This window comes from Rhodococcus kronopolitis, from assembly GCF_042654025.1.
GTDB classification, from domain to species: Bacteria; Actinomycetota; Actinomycetes; order Mycobacteriales; family Mycobacteriaceae; genus Rhodococcus_G; species Rhodococcus_G kronopolitis.
Genome location: NZ_JBHSFO010000005.1, coordinates 73459 through 94296 on the forward strand (window position 1 = coordinate 73459; position 20838 = coordinate 94296).

Annotated in this window: 23 protein-coding genes; 12 read left to right on the forward strand and 11 right to left on the reverse strand. The window is 67.2% G+C overall.

Going from position 1 to position 20838, the window contains the following annotated elements; translation table 11 throughout:
• Position 1: 1 nt before the first annotated feature.
• On the reverse strand, positions 2-1462 hold the full coding sequence (locus ACFO6S_RS11625; RefSeq protein WP_378417073.1) for an iron chelate uptake ABC transporter family permease subunit: 1461 nt from the start codon (positions 1460-1462) through the stop codon (positions 2-4).
• Between the two features lie 156 nt (positions 1463-1618).
• Here ACFO6S_RS11625 and ACFO6S_RS11630 point away from each other — a divergent pair, with 156 nt between their 5' ends.
• Together ACFO6S_RS11630 and ACFO6S_RS11635 are read left to right on the forward strand one after the other, a co-directional pair.
• Entirely contained in the window at positions 1619-2455 is an 837-nt protein-coding gene (locus tag ACFO6S_RS11630) for a hypothetical protein (RefSeq protein WP_378417075.1), read from the forward strand.
• Between the two features lie 211 nt (positions 2456-2666).
• Positions 2667-3119: a PaaI family thioesterase gene (locus ACFO6S_RS11635; protein ID WP_378417076.1), complete on the forward strand. Its 453-nt coding sequence runs from the start codon at positions 2667-2669 to the stop codon at positions 3117-3119.
• A gap of 61 nt (positions 3120-3180) precedes the next feature.
• Here ACFO6S_RS11635 and ACFO6S_RS11640 read toward each other — a convergent pair whose 3' ends face one another.
• On the reverse strand, positions 3181-3945 hold the full coding sequence (locus ACFO6S_RS11640; RefSeq protein WP_378417077.1) for a HemK2/MTQ2 family protein methyltransferase: 765 nt from the start codon (positions 3943-3945) through the stop codon (positions 3181-3183).
• Between the two features lie 75 nt (positions 3946-4020).
• Entirely contained in the window at positions 4021-4635 is a 615-nt protein-coding gene (locus ACFO6S_RS11645) for a TetR/AcrR family transcriptional regulator (protein ID WP_378417665.1), read from the reverse strand.
• Between the two features lie 232 nt (positions 4636-4867).
• Here ACFO6S_RS11645 and ACFO6S_RS11650 point away from each other — a divergent pair, with 232 nt between their 5' ends.
• From ACFO6S_RS11650 to ACFO6S_RS11665, 4 genes are all read left to right on the forward strand, one after another.
• The gene (locus ACFO6S_RS11650; RefSeq protein WP_378417079.1) at positions 4868-5272 is read left to right on the forward strand and encodes an STAS domain-containing protein; all 405 of its coding nucleotides are present in this window, start codon (positions 4868-4870) and stop codon (positions 5270-5272) included.
• 118 nt (positions 5273-5390) lie between these two features.
• Positions 5391-5546, forward strand: a complete 156-nt coding sequence (locus tag ACFO6S_RS11655) for a DUF6131 family protein (protein WP_378417080.1) — start codon at positions 5391-5393, stop codon at positions 5544-5546.
• 61 nt (positions 5547-5607) lie between these two features.
• Positions 5608-6039: an ATP-binding protein gene (locus ACFO6S_RS11660; protein ID WP_378417081.1), complete on the forward strand. Its 432-nt coding sequence runs from the start codon at positions 5608-5610 to the stop codon at positions 6037-6039.
• Positions 6039-6833 (forward strand): SigB/SigF/SigG family RNA polymerase sigma factor, encoded by a 795-nt coding sequence (locus ACFO6S_RS11665; protein WP_378417083.1) that lies wholly within the window; start codon positions 6039-6041, stop codon positions 6831-6833. Before ACFO6S_RS11660 ends, ACFO6S_RS11665 begins: the two co-directional genes overlap by 1 nt.
• A 17-nt stretch (positions 6834-6850) precedes the next feature.
• Here ACFO6S_RS11665 and ACFO6S_RS11670 read toward each other — a convergent pair whose 3' ends face one another.
• A complete protein-coding gene (locus ACFO6S_RS11670; protein WP_378417667.1) occupies positions 6851-7024 on the reverse strand; it encodes a CsbD family protein in 174 nt (57 codons plus the stop codon).
• 353 nt (positions 7025-7377) lie between these two features.
• Here ACFO6S_RS11670 and ACFO6S_RS11675 point away from each other — a divergent pair, with 353 nt between their 5' ends.
• Entirely contained in the window at positions 7378-7638 is a 261-nt protein-coding gene (locus ACFO6S_RS11675; protein WP_378417085.1) for a CDGSH iron-sulfur domain-containing protein, read from the forward strand.
• Positions 7639-7651: 13 nt separating this feature from the next.
• Here ACFO6S_RS11675 and ACFO6S_RS11680 read toward each other — a convergent pair whose 3' ends face one another.
• From ACFO6S_RS11680 to rsgA, 4 genes are all read right to left on the reverse strand, one after another.
• Positions 7652-8668, reverse strand: coding sequence for an iron-containing redox enzyme family protein (locus ACFO6S_RS11680; RefSeq protein WP_378417087.1), 1017 nt, complete (start codon positions 8666-8668; stop codon positions 7652-7654).
• Positions 8669-9323: 655 nt separating this feature from the next.
• Complete coding sequence (locus ACFO6S_RS11685) at positions 9324-9641, reverse strand: hypothetical protein (protein ID WP_378417089.1); 318 nt, start codon at positions 9639-9641, stop codon at positions 9324-9326.
• A gap of 866 nt (positions 9642-10507) precedes the next feature.
• Positions 10508-11023: a GNAT family N-acetyltransferase gene (locus ACFO6S_RS11690; RefSeq protein ID WP_378417091.1), complete on the reverse strand. Its 516-nt coding sequence runs from the start codon at positions 11021-11023 to the stop codon at positions 10508-10510.
• A gap of 124 nt (positions 11024-11147) precedes the next feature.
• Positions 11148-12242 (reverse strand): ribosome small subunit-dependent GTPase A, encoded by a 1095-nt coding sequence (rsgA, locus tag ACFO6S_RS11695; protein WP_378417094.1) that lies wholly within the window; start codon positions 12240-12242, stop codon positions 11148-11150.
• 622 nt (positions 12243-12864) lie between these two features.
• Between rsgA and ACFO6S_RS11700 the strand changes: the two genes are divergently transcribed.
• Positions 12865-13296 carry a recombinase family protein gene (locus ACFO6S_RS11700; protein ID WP_378417096.1) on the forward strand — a complete coding sequence of 144 codons (432 nt, stop codon included), beginning with the start codon at positions 12865-12867 and terminating at the stop codon, positions 13294-13296.
• 359 nt (positions 13297-13655) lie between these two features.
• Here ACFO6S_RS11700 and ACFO6S_RS11705 read toward each other — a convergent pair whose 3' ends face one another.
• On the reverse strand, positions 13656-14213 hold the full coding sequence (locus ACFO6S_RS11705; RefSeq protein WP_378417098.1) for a hypothetical protein: 558 nt from the start codon (positions 14211-14213) through the stop codon (positions 13656-13658).
• A gap of 575 nt (positions 14214-14788) precedes the next feature.
• Complete coding sequence (locus ACFO6S_RS11710) at positions 14789-15703, reverse strand: alpha/beta hydrolase (RefSeq protein ID WP_378417669.1); 915 nt, start codon at positions 15701-15703, stop codon at positions 14789-14791.
• 111 nt (positions 15704-15814) lie between these two features.
• On the opposite strand from ACFO6S_RS11710, the gene ACFO6S_RS11715 reads away from it, so the two are divergent.
• The 3 genes from ACFO6S_RS11715 (at position 15815) to ACFO6S_RS11725 (ending at position 17681) form a co-directional block, all read left to right on the forward strand.
• Positions 15815-16192, forward strand: coding sequence for an ArsR/SmtB family transcription factor (locus tag ACFO6S_RS11715; protein ID WP_378417100.1), 378 nt, complete (start codon positions 15815-15817; stop codon positions 16190-16192).
• Between the two features lie 148 nt (positions 16193-16340).
• Positions 16341-16679, forward strand: a complete 339-nt coding sequence (locus tag ACFO6S_RS11720; protein WP_378417102.1) for a DUF3703 domain-containing protein — start codon at positions 16341-16343, stop codon at positions 16677-16679.
• A gap of 162 nt (positions 16680-16841) precedes the next feature.
• Positions 16842-17681 carry an alpha/beta fold hydrolase gene (locus ACFO6S_RS11725; RefSeq protein WP_378417104.1) on the forward strand — a complete coding sequence of 280 codons (840 nt, stop codon included), beginning with the start codon at positions 16842-16844 and terminating at the stop codon, positions 17679-17681.
• 516 nt (positions 17682-18197) lie between these two features.
• Here the strand turns inward: ACFO6S_RS11725 and ACFO6S_RS11730 are convergent.
• The gene (locus ACFO6S_RS11730) at positions 18198-19127 is read right to left on the reverse strand and encodes a LysR family transcriptional regulator (RefSeq protein WP_378417106.1); all 930 of its coding nucleotides are present in this window, start codon (positions 19125-19127) and stop codon (positions 18198-18200) included.
• 71 nt (positions 19128-19198) lie between these two features.
• Here ACFO6S_RS11730 and ACFO6S_RS11735 point away from each other — a divergent pair, with 71 nt between their 5' ends.
• On the forward strand, positions 19199-20377 hold the full coding sequence (locus ACFO6S_RS11735) for an FAD-dependent oxidoreductase (RefSeq protein ID WP_378417108.1): 1179 nt from the start codon (positions 19199-19201) through the stop codon (positions 20375-20377).
• Positions 20378-20838: the final 461 nt, after the last annotated feature.

A 20838-nucleotide genomic window follows, 5' to 3' on the forward strand; every position in this document is an offset into this window, starting at 1 on the left:
CTCACAGCGAGACCAGCTTCCTGCGCCGGACCAGCGCGACGAAGAACGGGGCGCCCATCAGCGCGAGGACGATGCCCACCTGCAGTTCGCCGGGCCGCACCACGACCCGGCCGATGACGTCCGCGAGCAGCACCATGATCCCGCCCAGCAGCCCGGCGTAGGGGACCAGCCAGCGGTAGTCGGGGCCGGTGATCACGCGAGCGACGTGCGGCACCACCAGGCCGACGAACGCGATCGGGCCGCAGGCCGCGGTGGCGGCGCCGGTGAGCAGGGTGATCGCGACGATGCCGACGGTGCGGCTGAGCACGATGTTGGTGCCGAGCCCGCGGGCCACCTCGTCGCCGAGGCTGAGCACGTTCAGGCTCGGGGTGCTGGCCAGCGCGATCAGGACACCCAGGACGATGAACGGCAGCACCTGCCAGAGCACCTCGGGTCCGCGTCCGGCGACCGACCCGACCACCCAGAACCGGTAGCCGTCGAGGCTGGTCTGGTCGAGGGTGATCACCGCCTGGGTCATCGCGCCGAGGAACATCGCGACCGCGGCGCCGGCGAGCGCCAGGCTCAGCGGGCTGGAGCGGCCGTTGCCGATCGACGAGATGCCGAACACGATCACGCTGGCGACCAGGGCGCCGGCGAACGCGAACCACAGGTACTGGCTGGGACCGGCAAGCCCGAACAGGTAGATCGAGAGCACCACGAAGAACGCCGCGCCGTTGTTGAGGCCGAGCAGGCCGGCGTCCGCGAGCGGGTTGCGGGTGTGGCCCTGGATCAGTGCGCCTGCGACACCGAGCGCGACGCCGACCGTCAGGGCCAGCGCGGTCCGGGGCACCCGGAGCGTGCGCACCACCAGGTCGGTGTCCAGGCCGGTCGGGGTGAACAGCGCGTGGAAGATGTCCGCGAAGTCCATCGGGCGGGCGCCGACGGCGATGCTAGCCGCGGCGGCGGCCGCGAGCAGGAGTATCAGCGCGGCCAGGCCGAGCAGGCGGCGGCGGCGGATCGCCGCGAGCGAGGAGTCGGCCGGGGTCGGGGTGAAGCCCTCCGCGGCGGCGGTCCGGGCCCACACCACCTCGGCACCGCTGCGGGGGAGCAGGGCCCGCCGGGTGCCGAGCGGGTGACCGGTGGCGGCGTCGCGGGCGACCAGTCCGAGCCAGCCCTTGCCGACGCTCTGGCCGGTGCGGCCCTCGCGGACGCCGTGGTTGAAGACCAGCAGGCCGAGGGCGACGGCCGCGGCGACGCCGCCGAACACCAGGCGGTCCATCTGGCCGCCGCCGTTGCCGTCGCTCAGCGAGCCGACGATGGCCCAGCCGATCAGCAACGGCACCGCAATGATCGCGAGGTCGACGGTGGCGGCGGCGAGTCGGCGTCCGAGGGGCGCGGGTCCGTGCGGGACGTCGGTCGTTCCGTAGTTCTCGGAGCGGTGTGTACGCGTGGTCGCCGCATCGGGTGCGGGGCTGAGGGTCACGGTCGGAGGACTCCTGACGGGCGATACGCGAGCTTTCAAAGTAATTAGGTTACGGAACCCTACGTCCCGGGATCCACCCGGTTCCCGCCCGGGGGCCTTTTGTGGTTAGGCTAACCTTCGTTGACGTTCCATCTTCCGACGACCGAGGAGTGTGCAGTGTTCGACATCGCCGTGACTGGAGCCCCCGCGACGGACGGACAGTGGGGCCGGGCCGGGCAGGCGGGAGTGTTGCCTGCCGAGTTGCCGGACTGTCCCGACACCGCGCTCGACATCGGCGCGGCGCTCGAGCAGTCCTCGGCCCGACTGCGGGCGATCTACCGCGACTATCCGCGGGTGTACGCGGTCGCGCTGATGGCGGAGCAGCCCCGTCGCCGCTGGTGGTCGCTGCGGCAGGGGATGCGCCAGGACCGACTGGACGTGATGGTCGACCGCGCCGCTGAGGAGCTCGGCAGTCGGGAGGCGGCGGGCGTGGCGGTGACGACCGCGCTGATCCATGCCGTGGTCGGCCGGGTGGCCGCGCTGGTGATGCTCGAGGGCCGGGCCTGGGACGCCCACCTGGACAATCTGTGGCTGCATCTGGACAGCGACGGTGGCGTCGACTGGGCCGGCGTGGTGGACCCGGTGCTGCGGGTGCTGCCGGGCGACCGCTGGGCGGGGACGCCGTCCGCGGTGACCCTGCCGTGTGAGGAGGCGCTGCTGGTGTGGACCGCGTGCCGGTGCCGTCAGGCGCTCACTGCCGTCTTCGACGCCCTCGACGAGGTGGTGCCGACCGACCGCGCCCGGGCCTGGGCGCTGGTCGGCGAGGCGGTGCTCGGCGCGGCGACGATGGTGCCCGCGCTCGGCGGCGTCGGCGAGTCGGTCGCGATGCGTCGCGGTCAGGGCCTGCTCGACGCGTTCGAGTCGGCGGGTCTGTCGGTCCGGATGCGTGCGAACCGGCAGCTGCCGCGCGGCGTGCGCGCGCCCGAGCCGACGGCCCAGGGTCTTGCGCATTAGGTAAGCCTGACCTACTGTCTATCTCGAACACGAACAACCGGACCGCGCCGACGTCCTGGGGCTGCAGAGACTCCCGGTCCATTCCACGACAGGCCCCGCACCGCACACGGTGCGGGGCCTGTCGGCATCGGTGCCGGCCCCTCGTGTAGCACTGACGGGTGAGGAGTGCGGCCGCCGAAGAGCCGTGGCCCCGGAGACGATGGAGCAGCACATGAGCGAGAACCCCGCAATCACCGAGTTGACGTCGTTGGACCCGGCGGAGGCGACGCCACACCTGAACAAGGGTTTCGGTGAGCTGCTCGGCCTCGAGTACCAGGAGCTGACCGCGGACCGGGTGCGGGCCACCTGGACCGTGCGCCCCGAGCTGTACCAGCCCGCAGGCCTAATGAACGGCGGCGTGCACTGTGCCGTCGTGGAGACCCTGGCCAGCATCGGCGGCAGCATCTGGCTCGGCGAGCGCGGCCACGTCGTCGGTGTCAACAACAACACCGACTTCCTGCGCGCCAGCCGCAGCGGCACCCTCTACGCCGAGGCGACGCCGATCCACCGCGGCCGGACGCAGCAGCTGTGGCAGGTCACGGTCCAGGACGAGGCCGACAAGCTGGTCGCCCGTGGGCAGGTCCGCCTCGCCAACGTCACCGACCCGGGCGTGCTCGGCCGCTGACCGGACCCGCGAGGACCGTGGGGTCCGGCACCGTGAGCGCACCGGACCCCGCGGGCGCCGGCTACCGGGGCTTGTCACCCCGCACGACGACCAACTCCTCGAAGGACTGACCGGCTGCGGCGAGCCCGTGAGAAGTCAGATACTCTGCGCGACCGCGCAACACGGGACCGAAGGGAATGCGCACCCGGGTGAGCACCCGTGCGGACAGGCCGGCGCCGCGCAGCTGCGACAGGGTCGTCTCCGAGTTCGCGAACTCGGACTGGACGATGAGGACGCGTCCGCCGGGGCGCAGGAGTTCTGCGGTGTGTTCGCAGAGCGGGTCGAGCACGGCCCGGCCGTCGGCGCCGGCATCCCACCGCCGGCATCCTCCGTCGGAACGGCGACCGTGTCCCGCCGGGCAGGGAACGTAGGGGGGATTGGCAAGCACCAGGTCGTAGGGACCGCCGGACACGGCGGCGGACAATCCGCCGCGCCGGACGCGGACCGGGAGGCGACGGATCCGCGCGTTCACCCACGCCGACGCGGTCGCTCGAACCGATACGTCCACCGCCGTCACCCGGGCAGCCCCGAGCCTCGCGGCGACCAGGGCGAGGGCCCCGCTCCCGGTGCAGTAGTCGAGTACGTCACAGCCGTCCAGCGGGGTGATCCGAGCCAGCACGGCGGCGAGCAGGCGCGTGTCCTCCTGCGGGCGGTAGACCCCGGGCGCGCGAACGACGGTGCCGAAGTCCCGCGCTCGTCGCGACGAGAGGTCGACCTGGGACGGAACGCCGAGCAGGGCCTCGTCGGTCGGCCGAGCGAGTCGCGCTCCTACTTCGACATTCTTCACGGCACCTCCGCGTCGCGGCCGTTCGGGTGACAGCGAGGGTTCTGGCCTCGCTCAGGTGGTTCTACCCACTCTCGGTCACCGGGAAACCGGCGCTGCCCCCTCGCCGGTGGCCCGATGCTGTTCGATCAGCGCGCGCGCCATCGACTTGGCCCGCCGTGCGGCCTCCGTGTCGCCCTCGACGGCGGAGATGATCGACCCCTTCATGAGGATGTGCCACGAGCGTGCGAAGCCGTCCGGGTTGCTCAGTCCGGCCCGCTCGGCCCGCTCGCGCACGACTCCGCGGATGGTCTCGAGGTGACCGATGCAGGCCTGCCCGGCGACGCTGTCGGGACCCATCTCGAGCAACACCGTGATGAAGGAGCAACCGTCGAATCGGGCGCGGTCGGCGAACAGGTCGTCGAAGACGTCGAAGATCGCGAGGAGTTGCTGTTCCGGGGTTTCTCCCCGGGCACGGGACTGCGCGTCGACGAGCGCGAACGTCCAGGTCGACTCGCGCTGCTCGAGAAAGGCCAGGACCAGCGCGTTCTTGGTGTGGAAATGCTGGTAGAGCGTTGCCTTGGCGACGCCGGAGGTCGCGATGATCTCGTTGATGCCGACATCCCGAATTCCCCGCCTGGAGAACAGGCGGTAGGCCGTGTCGAGGATGCGCTTTCGTGCACCGGTCGGCTCGGGCCGCGTGGGTTCGGCCAGCCCAGTCACGGCGCCCAGGGTACTCGGAAACGGCGGTGTACAGACCGGTCTGGCCGTGCTAGACAGGAGTTGGTTGAGAGCACAGCCGAACTATGTTCGCGCGAGTCACGACATGGCCGGATTTCAATGCCCCCCTTGCACATTCAGGGTTTGATCCTCTCTGTGGGCATCGCCTTGTGGGGGCATCGGATGGAGCGGACTGCAACTTCACCCTTGCCTCGGGAGGTTTGTCATGACCGCCACCACCCTGCAGCGCCGATTCACGGGTCCGCGCGCCGATCGTCCGCCGGATCCCGGCGGACGGTGCCACACGGCGGTGGTCACCGTTCGCGGGGATCTCGACGCGTCGAGCATCGACGACTTCGGGCGGGTACTCGACGACGCCTTCTCGACCTGCTGTCGCGGGGTCGTCATCGACCTCGCCGAGGCAGATTTCGTCAGTATCGGAGCGGCGACCAGGCTGGTCGATGCCGGGCGGCGTGCGTATCGGCTGCGCCTCCGATTCGCCCTGGTATCGGGGTCGCCGGCCCTCGACCATGTCCTGGTCGTCACCGGCATCCGACCGCTCTTCTCCTGTCACCGCACGCTTCGGTCAGCACTGGCCTGTACCGACGGGAGCGGGAAGGTCGGAGTCTGAGGGGCGGGTCGGCGAAGTCGGCCGGCCCACGTCAGGCGCCCGGTTCGAGGGGTTTGCGGTGGTGCCGGACCGGGTACTTCTACCGAGGTGCAACCCCGCGAGGCGATTGGAGCCCGTCGTGATCATTCTCGGAGTCATCTTGTTGATTGTCGGGTTCGTGTTCGCGATCCCGATTCTGTGGACCATCGGGATCGTCGTGCTCGTGGTCGGGCTGATCCTGATGCTGCTCGGTGCGTCCGGGCGTGCGGTCGGTGGTCGGCGCCACTACTACTGACCGGGCGAACGGGGACCTGGGTAGGTTGAGGATCCACGATCGACCACTCGATGGAGCGTCCATGCCAGAGACCCAGAGGTCGGAGACCGGTGCCGCGGAACTCCGCGCACCCGTCGAACTGCGGGTTGCTGCCGAGTTGACGCAGTTGCCGGTGCTACGTGCGATGGCGGAGACCATCACCCTGCTCAACGAGTTCAATCTCGACGAGATCTCAGACGTCAAGCTCGCGGTGGACCAGATCTGCTCGGAACTGATCGGCGACGCGGTCGACGGAGCGGAGCTGGTGTGCCGATTCCAGCTGGGCGGCAAGGTGTTGTGGGTGGCGATCTCGACGAGCACCCGCACCGCCGAGGCTCCTGACCGGCAGGGTTTCGGCTGGCATGTGCTGCGCACGCTGACCGATTCGATCGCGGTGGACCGGGAGCCACTGGACACCTCGACCGCGGGGTACCGCACCACCGTCGAGCTCACCAAGGTCAAGGGCGGCGCATAGTGCAGGTCGGCGATGCCGAACGCGACCGGCAGACGCGCGCTGCGACGGATGACTACGCCGACGTGGTCGGCCTCTTCGAGCGTGCCGCCGAGCTGACCCCGGGCGACGGCCGGGCCGCGCACGACGAGATCGTCACCCGCTGTCTTCCCCTGGCCGAGCACATCGCCCGCAGGTTCTGCGGCAGGGGCGAGCCCTACGACGACCTGGTGCAGGTCGCGAGGCTCGGACTGATCAACGCGGTGAACCGATTCGACGTCGGCCGCGGATCGGACTTCGTCTCCTTTGCGGTGCCGACCATCATGGGCGAGGTCCGCCGCCACTTCCGCGACACCGGGTGGGCCGTGCGCGTGCCCCGCCGGATGAAGGAAACCCATCTGCGGATCGCGGCGGCGGTGGCGACGCTGTCGCAACGGCTCGGGCGGGCACCCACCGCCGGCGAAATCGCCGCCGAGTTGGGGATCGGCGTCGAGGAGGTGTCCGAGGGGCTGATCGCGGGCAGTGCCTATCGGACGATCTCCTTCGACGCCACGGCCGGAGACAGGGAGCACGAACTCGCGTTGGTCGAGACGCTCGGCGTGGAGGACGACGCGCTGGAGACGGTCGAGGAACTCGCGGCAGTCGGCCCGGCCCTCGCGCGGCTTCCCGTGCGAGAGCGGACCGTCCTCGTGCTCAGGTTCTACGGCTCCATGACGCAGACTCAGATCGCCGAACGCCTCGGCATCTCCCAGATGCACGTCTCACGCATCCTGTCCAAGACGTTGAGCCGCCTGCGCGAGGACCTGGCTTCGGACTGAACCGGGTGCGGTGTTCGTCAGTCCTTGAACGCGTCCTTGACCTTCTCGCCCGCCTGCTTGAGATTTCCCTTCGCCTGGTCCTTGCGTCCCTCGGCCTCCGTGTCGGTGTCGCCGGTGACTTCACCGATCTTCTCCTTGGCCTTGCCTGCCAGCTCTTCGGCCTTGTTCTTGGCCTTGTCGACGGCTCCCATTGCATGCTCCTTTGATGTCTCGAACTGCGTGGTTGCGGCGTCTGCGAGTTGCGGTGTGTGTTGCTTCACCGACTGGCTCACAGATTGCCCCGCCGCGACGACGGCCTTGCGCGCGCGTCGACTCCCGTCGACGACGGCGCCAATGCCCGCGCCGGTGGCGGCTCCGATCACCATTCCGATCCACAGATTTCGCATGGCGTCGTACTACCCATTTGCCGGCATCCGGAAACAACTCGTTCCTCCGGGCGACGACGGACGAGGTTTCGAACCTGGGTGCCGTGGGTAGCCGGTACCGACCGACGATCGGTCCCCTCGGCCCGGCGGCCGGTCCGGAAGGGAGACGGTGGTCCCCGATGACGAGCATCGTGCGGCCCGGCGCATCGCACTGCGTCGACGGGTACCCGGAGTGGGACTCGCCGGACGTGCAGTGCCTGCATCGGATCAGGGGAGGTCCGGTGCTGGTTCGCGGACCGGTCCGCATAACTCTGCCGGACGGCCGCATCGTGACGTCGGACCGCTTCGTCGTCGCGGTGTGTATCTGCCGCCGCAGTGGAATCTATCCCCTGTGCGACACCAGCCACCGACGCAGCCGCGACGACCGTTCCGGGGGATGAGCGACCACGGTGGTCATCGACCGGAGGCGGCAGCGTCCTCGACGAGCGGTCTTCCGGTGGGAAGCAGGGAAGTTCGGCCGTGTGACCAGCTGTCGATCATGCGCTCGGAGACACGCGCCTCGAGCAGCTCACTCGACCGGATGCCGAAGACCACGTCGCCCGCGAGGTCCGGCTCGAGGTCGAGCAGACCCCCGACCACGTCGAGGCGCAGCACTTGCTCGTGCACGGCGTCGGCCTCCACGTGCTCGGCGTAGAAGCGGATGCACTCGGGCGGGGCATGAAGTCTCTCGAGGGTCTGGACCAGTCGGCGAGCGCTCGGAGGGGTGGTGGTCTCGGCAGCGGCGAAGAGGCCGACCAGGGCGCCGCGAAGCCCACGGTGCAGCCCGAACAGCGACATGAGGTTCACCGTCGCCAGGGTCAGCGGCGGAACCTGATCCAGATAGGCCAGGTAGCGCCAGTCCAGGTCGGCCGCGCGCATCAGGTCTTCGAACAGCAGGCTGTGCATGCGTTCGGGGATCCCGCCGCCGAACTCGTCGAACTCGACCGCGACGAGGGCGCACTTTGCCCGGCCCTGGAGACGGGGAATCACCCATGCATGCGGGTCGGCCTCCTTGAGTTGATAGATGGACCGGTGGACGAAGTACTCCCGCATCTGCTCCCACGTACCGTGCTCGAGCAGGTATCGCGAGGCTCCCGACCCGTCCGGTGGCTCCTCGGAGACCGTACGGAGGCTCGCGGTTGAGTCCGTGCCACCGTCGACGTCGGCGCGAAGTCGGGTGAGGAATCTGCGTTCCATCCGCCCACGGACCGCGAGCAGGGCAGGATCCCACTCCCACTCGGCGTCGACGCCGTCGAAACCGCGGTAGTGCAGCTCGTAGCAGATCGCGAGCGAGAGCTGCAGATCCCCGCCGAGGGGATCGGCATGCCGGAGCTCGGGTTCCTTCGTCAGTGAGCCGGCCGGACCCGTGGACAACGCCGAGAGGAGCGCGCACGAAATCGGACCTCGCGGGGTGGGGAGGCTGGGGGACATGGGGGTGGGGTACCGCGAAGGGGCGTTGGCGAAACCTCGCGCAGTCAGTCCCGTGAAGTCCGTCGTCAGCTGAGCTCGCCAGCGTGCTGTCCTGGCAGCGGTGGCTCTGTGGGCGAAATGGTCCCGGCGAAGGCGATGTGGCCGCCGAGTGCGCCCGCGGCTCCGGCCGCGACGAGTCCGAGCGCGCTCAGTGCGCCCGCACCCAGGCCCGGTGACGTCGTGCGGCGACGGTAGGACGCGAGCATCAGCACCACCGCGACGCAGGGTGTTCACCCATCAACGCCCGTTGCGTTCACCAATTGGACCCGCTGCCGGGTTTCCGAGACCGATTCCCCTCAACTGGACCTCGCTGGCCCGATTCAGCGGACCTCCGACCCGACTACGGCGCGATTCGCATCAAGACTGGGCCGAATGTCGCCCCCGAAGCAGCTGCGGACGGCCGATACCGTGATGTGGTCGAGGTCGAGCCGCGGATTCCATGGATTCCGCTGCCGGGGCGGGGTGTGACTCGCGGCGATAGATGGCGGTGTTCTCGCGCGGTTCTTTGGCGTTCAAGAGGGTTGCCTGGTGTGTCGGCGGGTGTTTCAGGCCCGGAATAGGTCCTTGAGGAATGGTGCGTCGGGGTAGGCGTTGCCGGGGTTGGCCAGGTGGGCGCTTACCCCGCTCGGCTGGTGGTCCCGCCACCTCCGCGCCGCTGAGCCTTGTCAGGGTTGATGCAGAGCCGAACATCCTTGTACACCACTGTGTACGGCACAGCGTCATCGTTGTCCGGGTCGCCGGAGTCCGCAGGATCGGGCAGTTCCGCGATCTGCTCGATGACGATCTGTGCTCGCGCTGCGCCGGGATCAAACATCTCCTGAAACGGCCCGACGAACGACCCCCCAAGCCCGCGGTGCTTCGCCCGAATAGCCGCCCACCCGAACAGCGAAATTGGGCCGATGGTGACGATCAGCAGTAACAAGTCCCCACCCATGCCCACGAGCGTACCGATGAGATCCTTCGCTCCGACTAGGAGAGAAAGGGCAGGCTTTCCGTCGGTCGACTGTCCGCATGGCCTCCGTCGCTCGGCTCGACGTGTCGCCGCCCAACTCAGCGCACGCGAATACTTGCCCGCGCTCGCCATCATCCGCTGGGATACGCGATGCCTCCGAAGGCCTGTCAGCTGATACGGGCTCTGCTCTCCAGCGACAACGCGTGTCCTGTTTGACGATGGTCAAAACACACACTCGCACCCGCAGAAGAGCGCTGGGGGCTTTGCGTCAAACGCAGGCTCCTTGTGCAACCTGAGTGGCGCCGACCTTCAGTTCATGGACCAGCACTTCAGCCTGAGATAATGTCAGGGACTGTCTGTCGGACGAGTTGAGATGCAGGTCATGTTGCCACTTACAGATGGCGACCAGCAGTCCGCGGTCTCAGCCCGAACGCCGGGTTTGACAGTGCAATTGCCGCGACGGGAGCTAGTAACGTTCTCTCTAGCGTGTCGAGGGTTCGTGAATTCGTTGCGGCGTCGCGAAATTTGTCGACGCTTTCGCGGACTGCGGACAGGTACCGGCCGATATCGGGCATGGTCTCGGCGTCGGCGATCACTTTCAGCGTCAACCCGCCGCCGACGGCGGCGACCAGAAAATGCCTGTACCCGTCACCGTCTACGGGTGGTTGGATAGCGAGGACAGCTGTACCGGGAGCGAGGTGCCAGCACCATCCTTCGGTGCGGGTGCGCTCACTCTGAACGAGACGCAGTCTCTCGAAACCGGGCCCCTGCGGCATACCGCAGGGGCCCGTCCGCAGGTGTGCAGACGAGCCCCTGGGATCGCCGGGTTAGCAGCCGAACGGGAGTGTTCAGATGTCGCCGAAGGCGCCCGCGTAGCGGATGACGCCACTGGGCAGGGGTTCGGCGCCCAGGCTCAGCATCATCAGCGCGTCGTCAGGAACGGACATCTTCATGGTGACGCCGTGGATGCTGGCTCGGGTGAACCCGAAACGCGGGTAGTACTCCGGATGTCCGAGGACGGTGACGAAACGCTCACCCCTAGCCTTGGCGGCCTCGAACGCCGCGCGGATCGCGGACGATCCGACGCCGGTTTTCTGGTACTGCGGCAGAACCGCGCACGGTCCCAGGCACAGTGCCGGGGTATCACCGATGTGTGCGCGGGTCAGCAGAACATAGCCGGCGAGGGCGCCGGCGTCGTCGAGAGTGACCAGCGACAGTGCGTCGATCCAGGCGGGGTCCCGGCGTAGTGCGTCGACGAGGTCGGCCTCCTCGGCGGTGTCGAACGCGGCGAGGAGAATTTCGCGGATCGCGACGATATCGGTGTCGGTCTCGGCGCGAGTGGTCCAGTCGGTACGAGAGTTCATGATTGTTGTCTTCCTATGATGAATGATGTTGTGATCCAAGGTGTCCAGCGCCTGCGCCCGGTTCCGGGTGGTGGCGTCTGGCGCGGCCTACGGGTTTCCCGCGGCGCGGGCAGACACATCGGTGTCAAAGCTGACGGTCGCGGAATCGGTAGGTCGCGCGCAGATCCCGCGTGATCGCCTTGACGGTCTTGCTGCGTTTGCCGCTCTGGCGGGCGTCACCGCGGGCGGCCGCCCACTGGCTTTCCCGGATCAGTTTGCGGTACCGATCAAGCCGTCCCAGGTCCAACTCGCCGGTTACGACCGCGTCCTGCACCGCGCACTCGGGTTCGCTGCGGTGTTCGCAGTCACCGAAGGCGCAGTTGCGGGCATAGGCCTCTATCTCGGCGAACACCTGCCCGACCCCATCGGCGACATCCTGAACGCCGATGCCCCGCAGGCCAGGAGTGTCGATGAGCACCCCACCGGCGGGCAACACCAACAACTCGCGATGGACGGTAGTGTGGCGGCCCTTGCCGTCGACGGCGCGAACGTCGTTGGTGTCCATGTGTTCTCGGCCCAGCAACGCGTTGGTCAGACTCGACTTGCCGGCCCCGGACGGACCCAGCATCACCGCGGTCCCGGTTACGGTTGCGGCGAGTCGCTCGAGGCCCACCCCGGTAGCGGCGCTGGTAGTGAGGATGTCAACGCCGGGAGCCAGCGCGGCCACCACAGCCTCGTCCGCGCCGGGGTGCACGGCCAGATCAGCCTTGGTTAACGCGATGACCGGCCGGGCGCCGCTGTCGAAGGCCAGCGCCAGCAACCGCTCGATGCGGCCCGCGTTGACCGGTGCCGCCAGAGAGACCGCGATGACGACGGTGTCGACATTGGCCGCGAGGACTTGTTGATGGGAGGTGCGGTCCGAGGACGCGCGAGTAATCGCGGTACGGCGAGGCAGCAACGCCACCACCAGTGGTTGCGGTCCTGGGCGGAGCGCGACCCAGTCGCCGGTGCACACCATGTGCTCACGGCCGACGCCGTGGAGCGCACTGCTATCGGCGCGCACCGTCCCCGAGGCGGTGAGGGTGTCACATCGGCCGCGGTCGACCCGCGTGACACGTGCCGGTATCAGCCCGTCGTCGGCGTGTTCAGCGAACATCGCTGCGAACGTCTCGTCCCAACCGAGCGCGGATAGCTCTGGTGACGACGACAAAGAAGTTGAAGAAGGGTGAGGTGAATCCATGATGAGACCCTTAGATGAAGGAGCCCCGTTCGAACACGACATCCACCAGAAGCAACCCTCGCGAGAACGGCTCGCGACGGTTACCGGCAACGGGTATCGGGTCTAGACCGGGGCCCGGGACGTGAGGATGGTCCGGGCGCTGCGCATCGCAGCGGTCTTCACCGCAAACATCAACTCACCTCCCATTCTCTCGCACTCCAGGTCAAACACGGACGACCCAAATTAGCACGCGGCCAACGATCCCCGCTACCAGATTGTGCACACCTTCATGTCAGAGGAAACTGCTACGGCCACGGCGTGCCAGCCGTACGACGTGTGCGGTGCCATCCAGGGCAAGCACAACATCGTCGGTGAGACTTCACCCGACCGAGTCAACCAGCGCATCAGCGGCGGTGGAGATTTCGACATGTACCAAGGTGCCCACGATGTCAATGGACGAGAAGAACAGACAGCTGCACGTAGGAGCGTTTTTGGGATCGTCCGGTATGACGATCGTCATACCGGACGATCGCGTACGGGGCTCTGAGAGCAGTTGACCCCGAGGTTTTTCCGGCTCGATCGTCCACTAAGAATGTCCACTGTCATTGTCCAGTTTCCCGTAGTCCAGCAGGCGCGGAGGGTCATGAAAATCGGATACGCACGATGCAGCACCGCCCGGCAGGACACCTCCGTCCAGATCGGACTGCTCGAGAAGATCGGCGTCGACCGCGACCGTGTGTACATCGACCACGGGGTGAGCGGCCGCCAGGCGAGCCGGCCCGGACTCGAGAACGCGATCAACGCCCGCCGCGAAGGCGACGAATTCTGTGTCACCAAACTCGACCGACTCTCCCGATCCGCTCGCGACCTCCACACGACGGTCGAACGTCTCGCCGCCCGCGGGGTGGCGTTGTCGATCGACGGCAAGGTGTACGACCCGACCGATCCGATGGGGAAGATGTTCATCGGGATGTTGGGGTTGATGGCCGAGTTCGAGTCGGACCTGATCTACAACAACATCACCATCGCACGCGCCGAACGAGACGCTCGCGTCAGCACCGGGGATGACAGGTAGGCCGTGCACAGCACTTCTGACATCTGTGAACTCGACTTCTGAAACTGACACCCAACCTCGACCAGAGGGCGGCGCAGGCGTCCCGGAACCCCGTCCTGCATCCCTATCCGGGAGAGCTGGCTCATCCCGGACGCGAACGCACCGGACCGACAGGACTTGGAACTCTTCCAGACTTGTGTGATCCGGCGTCCTCCTTAAGTGTGACTACCGACCGGTAGGTCAATCCAATCCGCATGCAGCCCAGAACGAACCGCTATTGGTGAACACCCCTCCAAGTACTCCATCCTCTCCATCTCTCTCCTCTCATATATCCCGATGACCGGCCGCGGGCACCGTTTCGGTGGGTGGGCGCCGCGCTTCTAGGGGACTTGGAAGAGGCCGACGCCCACAGTGATCGGCGCTTGAGGCCAGGCGCTGGAAGTGGCTGGGTGGGCGGACGCGTAGACGTCGGCGGTCGCGGCGACCGTGCCGCTGCCCGTGGTCACAGTCGCGGGGACGTATCGGCACAACTCGCCAGGCCGGGTGGGATACGGGCCGCTGCCGCGCCACGGCACGGCCTGGATCACGACGTCGTCGGCAGCGCCGGTCGTCAGGTTCCGCCAGTTGATCGAGACATCGATGCAGTCGGCCAGGGTGGGGTTGACCATCGGCGAGGGCGCGGCCGAGAAAGTCACCACGCCGGGCGTACTGCTCGTCGCGGCTGGTGTCACCGTGGCCACTTGGTACGGCACCCAGCAAACGAACCCGGCATTGCTGCAGTAAGAGACGTACGTGACCGGAACTTGGAACGCCGTCATCACGGCGGTTGGTGCCGGCGGGTTCGCGTTCGCAGCAGCGGGTGAACCGAGTGCGAGCGTCAGCGCGGCGATGGCCACCACGGCACTGGTCAGCGATCGATGAGTGGCGATACCGCGCATGGCGCGACCTCCAGCCAGGACTTCCCCAACCCCTGCGGATGTGTCAGTTTACGCGCCTCGTACTGGCCGGACCCCGCAGTCTGATCCGGTTGCCGCGTACCGCTCAGTTCGGTGCGGCATCCGACTGCTGACCGATCTCTGCCTCGTCCTCGCCAACGGTTTCCAGCAGCGATTGGTGGTGCTGTCGGAGTGGGTCGGCGTGGTGTCCACCTGTATGTGGGGCGGACGGTAGGAGTGGGCTGATCCAGGTGTTGCAGCTCCAGCCGCCCGTTCCGTACTGGTACTTACTCCAAGTCCACCATCCACGCCTCCATGTCGCCGAGCAGGCCCGGCCGGCCTCGCTCCATTCCAGGACCCCACACGCACGTCCGGTCCGTCCCCGCCCCCCGCCCGCCGCCCGCCGCCCGCCGCGGGCCGCGCTCACGCCGCGCCGCTGACGTAGCCGAAGCGGTCGGCGAGCCCTCCCAGGTTGATTACCCGCTAGCCCGGATCAGTCGACGCTCGAACTCCGCGCACCGTACCTGCAGCACCACCGGCACGAAGTACAGGCCGAGTGAGCGACCCTCGCGGGCCAGCTAGCTCCGCCCTACGACTTCAGCAATCACAGATCGGGCAGCAGTGGCCAGCTGCGTCAGTCCGGGTTCCTCGATCGGGAAGTGCCCGCAGTTCTCGAGGAGGACCGACTGTGTGGGCGCGGCGATGCGGTCAAGGAACCGCTGACTGGGTTGCGGCGGAGTCCATCGGTCCGCTGCGGGGTGAAGAAGCGTGACCGGGGCGGCGGTGAACTGCTCAGGTTCGGTGTGCGGGTAGGTGAACCAGTCGGCGAGGAATCCGAGAGGGATCCGGACCCCACCTCCTCGCGGGTCAGAACTGCACAGGCGTGACAGGTCGGGGTTGTTGCTCATCTGGTTCATGCGTACGAGCCACTTGATCGGTAGTCGCAGATTGCCGGCAACCCGCGCAACAGGCGGCAGGAGTGTGGGTGCAGCCTTGCCCGCGAGACTCCATCGGGCTGCGGCCGCCCGGGCTTCAGGATCGGCGGTGTCGAGCAGGCAGGTCGCCAGCACTGCAGCGACTTGTCCTGTGCGAGCAGCGACCTCGTACGCCATCATCCCGCCCATACTCGCCCCGAAAAGCACCAGCGGACGTGGGTCGTTGGCCCGCTCGGCATCGACCAAGTCGCAGAGCAGGTCAATCCAATCTCGGTAACGAACCTGCGCTGGCCGAGGTTCGACGGTGAGTCCGTAGATCGGCATGTCGGGGAACAGGATATCGACGCCTTCGTCCGCGGCGAGGGATGCAAAGGGCCAGAGAGCCATTGCGTGGCCACCGGCGCCGTGAATTCCCATGACACGGACGGGGGCATCGGGGCGACTAGCACGCGCGATGTGGACTTGGCGACCGCGCCACTGCCACCACGTCGACTCCGGTTCGCTGCTAGCCGATCGGTAGCTTTCCGGAAGGAAACCGGCATATCGCGCTGTGTCCATCATTTGAATCTCCCCCTGTTGCTGCCCGCACCCACCTCACCCCGTTGAACCGGCTTGGCGGGTGTCATCGCCAGATGGCGATACATCTACCAAACACGCTATCATCGCCATATGGCGATTGATAGCGACAAGTGCCTGGCCGCGGGCACCGGCTCGAATCTGGATGCGGCGGTGGCGTTGTTCCACAGCCTTTCCGACGGAACCCGACTGGCGATCGTGCGCCGACTGGCCGATGGCGAGGCACGGGTGGCGGACCTGGTCAACGAGCTCGGATTGGCACAGTCCACGGTGTCCGCGCACGTGGCGTGCCTGCGTGATTGTGGATTGGTGCAGGGGCGACCAGAGGGACGGCAGGTGTTCTACTCGCTGGCGCCGCCGGAACTGCTCGACCTGTTGTCCGCGGCCGAGACCCTGCTCGCGGCAACGGGATCGGCGGTCGCGTTGTGCCCGAACTACGGCACCGACACATACGCAGAGGTGACGGGATGAGTGACGTGTGCGGTTGCGGGCACGACGAACCCACCCCGAATCGGGAGAAGCCCGCCAACCAGAGCAAAGGTGACGGGTCACCGACGTACGGACCGCTGCCGACGCGGGCACGCCGGTGCACGAGGCCGGCGCGATTGCCGTGACCTCGATGCCCGCGGACATCCGATCCGCCTATACCGCAGAAATGGCCGCGGCCGACACCCACAACTCAGATTCGGGGCGCTGGGAGCATCTCGAGCGCGCGCACATCCTCTCTCAGCCGTACCCGTGGCTGCACACCCGCAACCACTTCGCCATGCTCGCCCTCGCTTTGCGTCAGCGCGACCGCCGCAAGGCCCTCGGGCGGATAGTGAGGGTCATCGTCGCTGCACCAGGCTCCGCACTCGGCCGATTCCCAGAGGGCAACACCGGCCGCACCGCCGCCGGGCTGACTACACCGATGCAGGTCCCGGACGATCTGGCCCAAATTCTGGCCGACAGGGCCTGAACCGCTATGGATCCGGCAAGTTCGGCCGGTTTGGAGCCCTGAACCCTCGGTCCACCCACCCGCCTCCGCCGGGCCCCGAACTACGGCAACGACACCGACGCGGAGCCGATTCCGGCGACTGTTCCCCATGGCATATCGAGCTTCGGTGATTGAATTCCGAGCATGGAACTGATCGATACCGGACGAATCCAGCTCGGGGTGGAACGCCGCGGCGAAGGGCCGCCAGTCATCCTGGTCGGCGGGACGGGGATGCCTCCCATCGCCTGGGAGGTTTCCGGGCTGACAGCCGCCCTTGCCGACAATGGTTTTGATGTCATCGGATACGCGTCTCGAGGCGTTGTCCCCAGCGACGCTCCGTCACCCCAGTGCACCGTCGCGGACCTCGCCGAGGACCTCATATCCCTCATCGACACACTGGCACTCGATCAGCCGCCGGCGCTGGTCGGCTACTCCCTCGGCAGCTTCACCATCGAACACCTCCTGTCGACATGCCCGAACATGTTCTCAGCCGGAGTCCTCATCGCAGGTCCCGGACCGACGACACCCCTGCTTCACTCAGTCGTGAACTGTGAAGCTGCACTGATAGATCGCCTCGGCGCGCTACCTGCCGAAGTGATGACGATGCAAACCCTTCTCACCGCACTGCCGCCGACGGCCCTGGCCACAGCAGACCCACTTGTCGACCAATGGGTGAGCATGTGCGCCTACCAGAGCGACCAGTGGACATCGAGTGACGGCGAGGTAGCTCAAGCACGTGCATCCCATGCCTGGCTCCGAGATGCGGAGCGCATGGATCGACTCCAACACATCGAGGTACCGGTCCTGGCGGTCGCGTTCGAGTTCGACCCGCTCCTCGGGCCAGCCCAAGCGCAGTCGGCCGTGGACCAAATTCCAGGCGCTGAGCTCTGCGTGATCCCCGAAGCTGGGCATGGTGGCGTGGTGACACATGCTCAGCATGTCGTTTCCCGAGTCGTGGAGTTTCTCGTCAAGCATCACAGCTGAAGAACCGAATCAACAGCAGACACCCACCAGTTGCACCCAGGAACGCGTCCAGATCTGTGTGATCTGAAGCCCTCCTCAAGTGCGACTACCGACCGGTGGGCCTATCCAATCCGTATGCAGCCCACCACGCTCCGTCATTGGTGAACCACCCCCGATTGGACGTCGCGGGGCGGGAGGTACGTCGATAGGCGTCGCCCGGCTCTCCGGGTTAGTCCGTACCTAGCTCGCGCTCCCTCAGTCGCCCAATGCGATTCGCGTCCGATCAACGACCGATTGATGGACTGTCGAAGGTGCAGTTGACAGGACGACGGGCGGCTGGCTGGCCCTTGCTCAGTTCTCGATCCCGACCGGCAATCGTCGAGGCCTCCTGGACGTCTTATGTGAGTTGTTCACGCTTGTCCGTTGTCCGACTGCACGCCGACTCCCGATGCACCGTCGAGTCTGCATACATCTCGAGGCCGCGGCGCCCGGCCTGCACGATTCAGTCGGGACTGCGCGCGAACCAAGGAACGCGGGTCACCACCGGGCGAGACCCTGAAGATCGCCGAAGCTCATCTCGTCGACGACTGACAACAACATCTCCTGCATCGCGCGAGCGGCGCGGGTCGGCGCAACATCGGCCCGCTTCGCAAGCGAGATGGTGCGGTAGAGCTGGGGCTCATCCAGCCGCACCGCGCGCAGTCCGGGTTTGTGGAACACGACGAGCGAGGGGACCACCGCAACACCGAGCCCGCACTCGACAAACCGCAAAACCGCGTCCATCTCGGCTCCCTCGACGACGATCCGTGGCACCAACCCTGCCTGCCGGAACGCGGCGTCGGTGGCGGCACGCAGGTCGTATCCTCGGTGGAACATCACCAAGGGGTGGTCTGCAAGCTCTGCCAGGGAAAGTGTTCGACGCCGCGTGAGTGGCTCTCCGGCGGCCGCGGACACCACGACGAGGTCCTCTCGGAGCAGCGGCGTGACCTCGAGCGACGACTCGCCGCGATCCTCGTTCGAGACGATCAGCGCAGCGTCGAGCGAGCCCCCCGTCAACGCATCGACCAGACCATGGGAGCCGCACTCCGTCAGGTGCAGCTCGATCCCCGGATACGCGGCGAGATAGCGTCCGAGGAGGTCCGCGACGAGACTGACGCACAGGCTCGGCGGCGCGCCGAAGCGAACCCGGCCGCGCCGCAACCCGGTCAACTCGGCGACCTCCCGGTGCGCGAGTTCCTCGTCCGCGAGCATTCTCGTCGCAAGGGGCAGCAGCGCCTCACCTGCCGCGGTCAGCGCAATGTTCCCGCGGGCGCGGTGAAACAGGTTGGCGCCCAGGCTCTTCTCCAGCGCGAGGATCTGCCGGCTCAACGACGGCTGGGCCAGGTGGACCTCGCGGGCCGCCTTTGTGAAATGCCCGGTACGCGCGACGGCGAGAAAGCATGCCAGCTGGGTCAACGTCACATCCATAGCCTAAACACATCGAAACAAGCTGAACAATGCATTGGAGTAATCGAGAGCCACTCCATAGCGTCGAGGTCATGACTGATTCCGTATCTGTGATCGGCGGGGGACTGGCCGGGCTCACTGCTGCGATCGCCTGCGCGGAGGCGGGAGCGCTGGTCACCCTGCACGAGGCGCATGCGACGCTCGGCGGCAGGGCTCGCGCGACGACGGGCCCATACCTGGCCCACGACGGCGCACATGTCTTCTACGCAGACGGCCCGCACTGGCGCTGGCTCGACCGACACCATTTCGTCGACAACCTGTGCCTGCCGCCGCTCCGCGCCCTCGGCCTCCTCGGATTTCGACACGGCGACGCGTTCCGCCGGATTCCACCGGCGGGAATGCTGCGAGCCCAGCTCATGCCATGGACCACCGCGCCCATCGACAAAGATTTTCATTCATGGGCCACACAGCATTTCGGACACACAGCCGCGACCGCCATGGCCAACTCGGTCGGTGTCGCCACCTACGACGCGGACACCGGCAGGCTGTCGGCCGCGTTCGTCTGGAATCTGTTCCGCAGGATCTACGGCCCGAAAGTCCCGGGGGTGCGCTACGTGACCGGCGGTTGGCAGACAGTCACCAACCGCATGGCGGACCATGCTCGCAACCTCGGGGTCCGGATCGAACTCGGCTCCCGTATCGACACGCTCCCCTCGATGCCGACGATCGTTGCGACCGAGTTGGCCTCCGCTCGCGCCCTCCTCGGCGACTCGTCGCTGCACTGGCAGAGCGGCCACTGCGTGATGCTCGACCTCGCCGTCCGCGACAGGCGGGGCGACCTGTTCACCGTCGCGGACCTCGACGAGGGAGGTTTCCACGAGTGCTACTCGATGCAGGACAGATCGGTTGCACCGCGTGGCGAGTCCCTGTTCCAGATCGACATGCCGGTACGCGCAGACGAATCGATCGACAAGGCCCGCACCCGCCTGTTCCACTTCGCCGATCTCTCGGTTCCCGACTGGCGCGACCGCGTCACCTGGCAACGGACCGCGACGGCCAAAGGACGGACTGGCGCCATAGACCTGCCCGGCGAGACCTGGCGCGATCGACCCGCGATCGATCGCGGCTCGGGGGTGTACCTCGCCGGCGACATGGTCGCGGCTCCCGGGATGCGCGGCGAGATCGCGATCAACAGTGCCCTGCAGGCTGCTGCGGCTGTGGTGGCCGGACTGAAGTTGTCCGGCGGAGCGCAGTACCGCGGCCCACGCTGAGACCACGGCCCTGCCTGCGCGATTCGGGCCGGGGGTCGCCCCCCGTGACAGGCTGGACGGACAGCGTGCTGTGCCAGGACGCCGACGGCTGCTGGTGGACAGTGCGGCCGTTCTCCGGGCCAGTTGGTGCGCGGCCTCTAGATCAGGATCGCGGACAGAGACACGCCCGACGTCCCAGGACGATCGAACACGGAAGGGGACATGTCATCGTCCCAGTTCGCAGCCAAAAAGAGGTGTTTCTGTCGGTGCGCTCGGCACCAACCGGTAGCGAACCGGCGGACTCAACTCACCCAGACACCCAAGGAAATCCCTGATACTCAGGACATGCCAACTTCACACAAGTCTGCTTCGGCCGCACTAACCGGACTCATCAGCGCTGCAATGTTCGTTGCCGCGCCAGGGGCAGCTGGTGCCACCGAGGCAACCGGCCCTTGTCAGCTCGGAACCAGCAACACAGAACC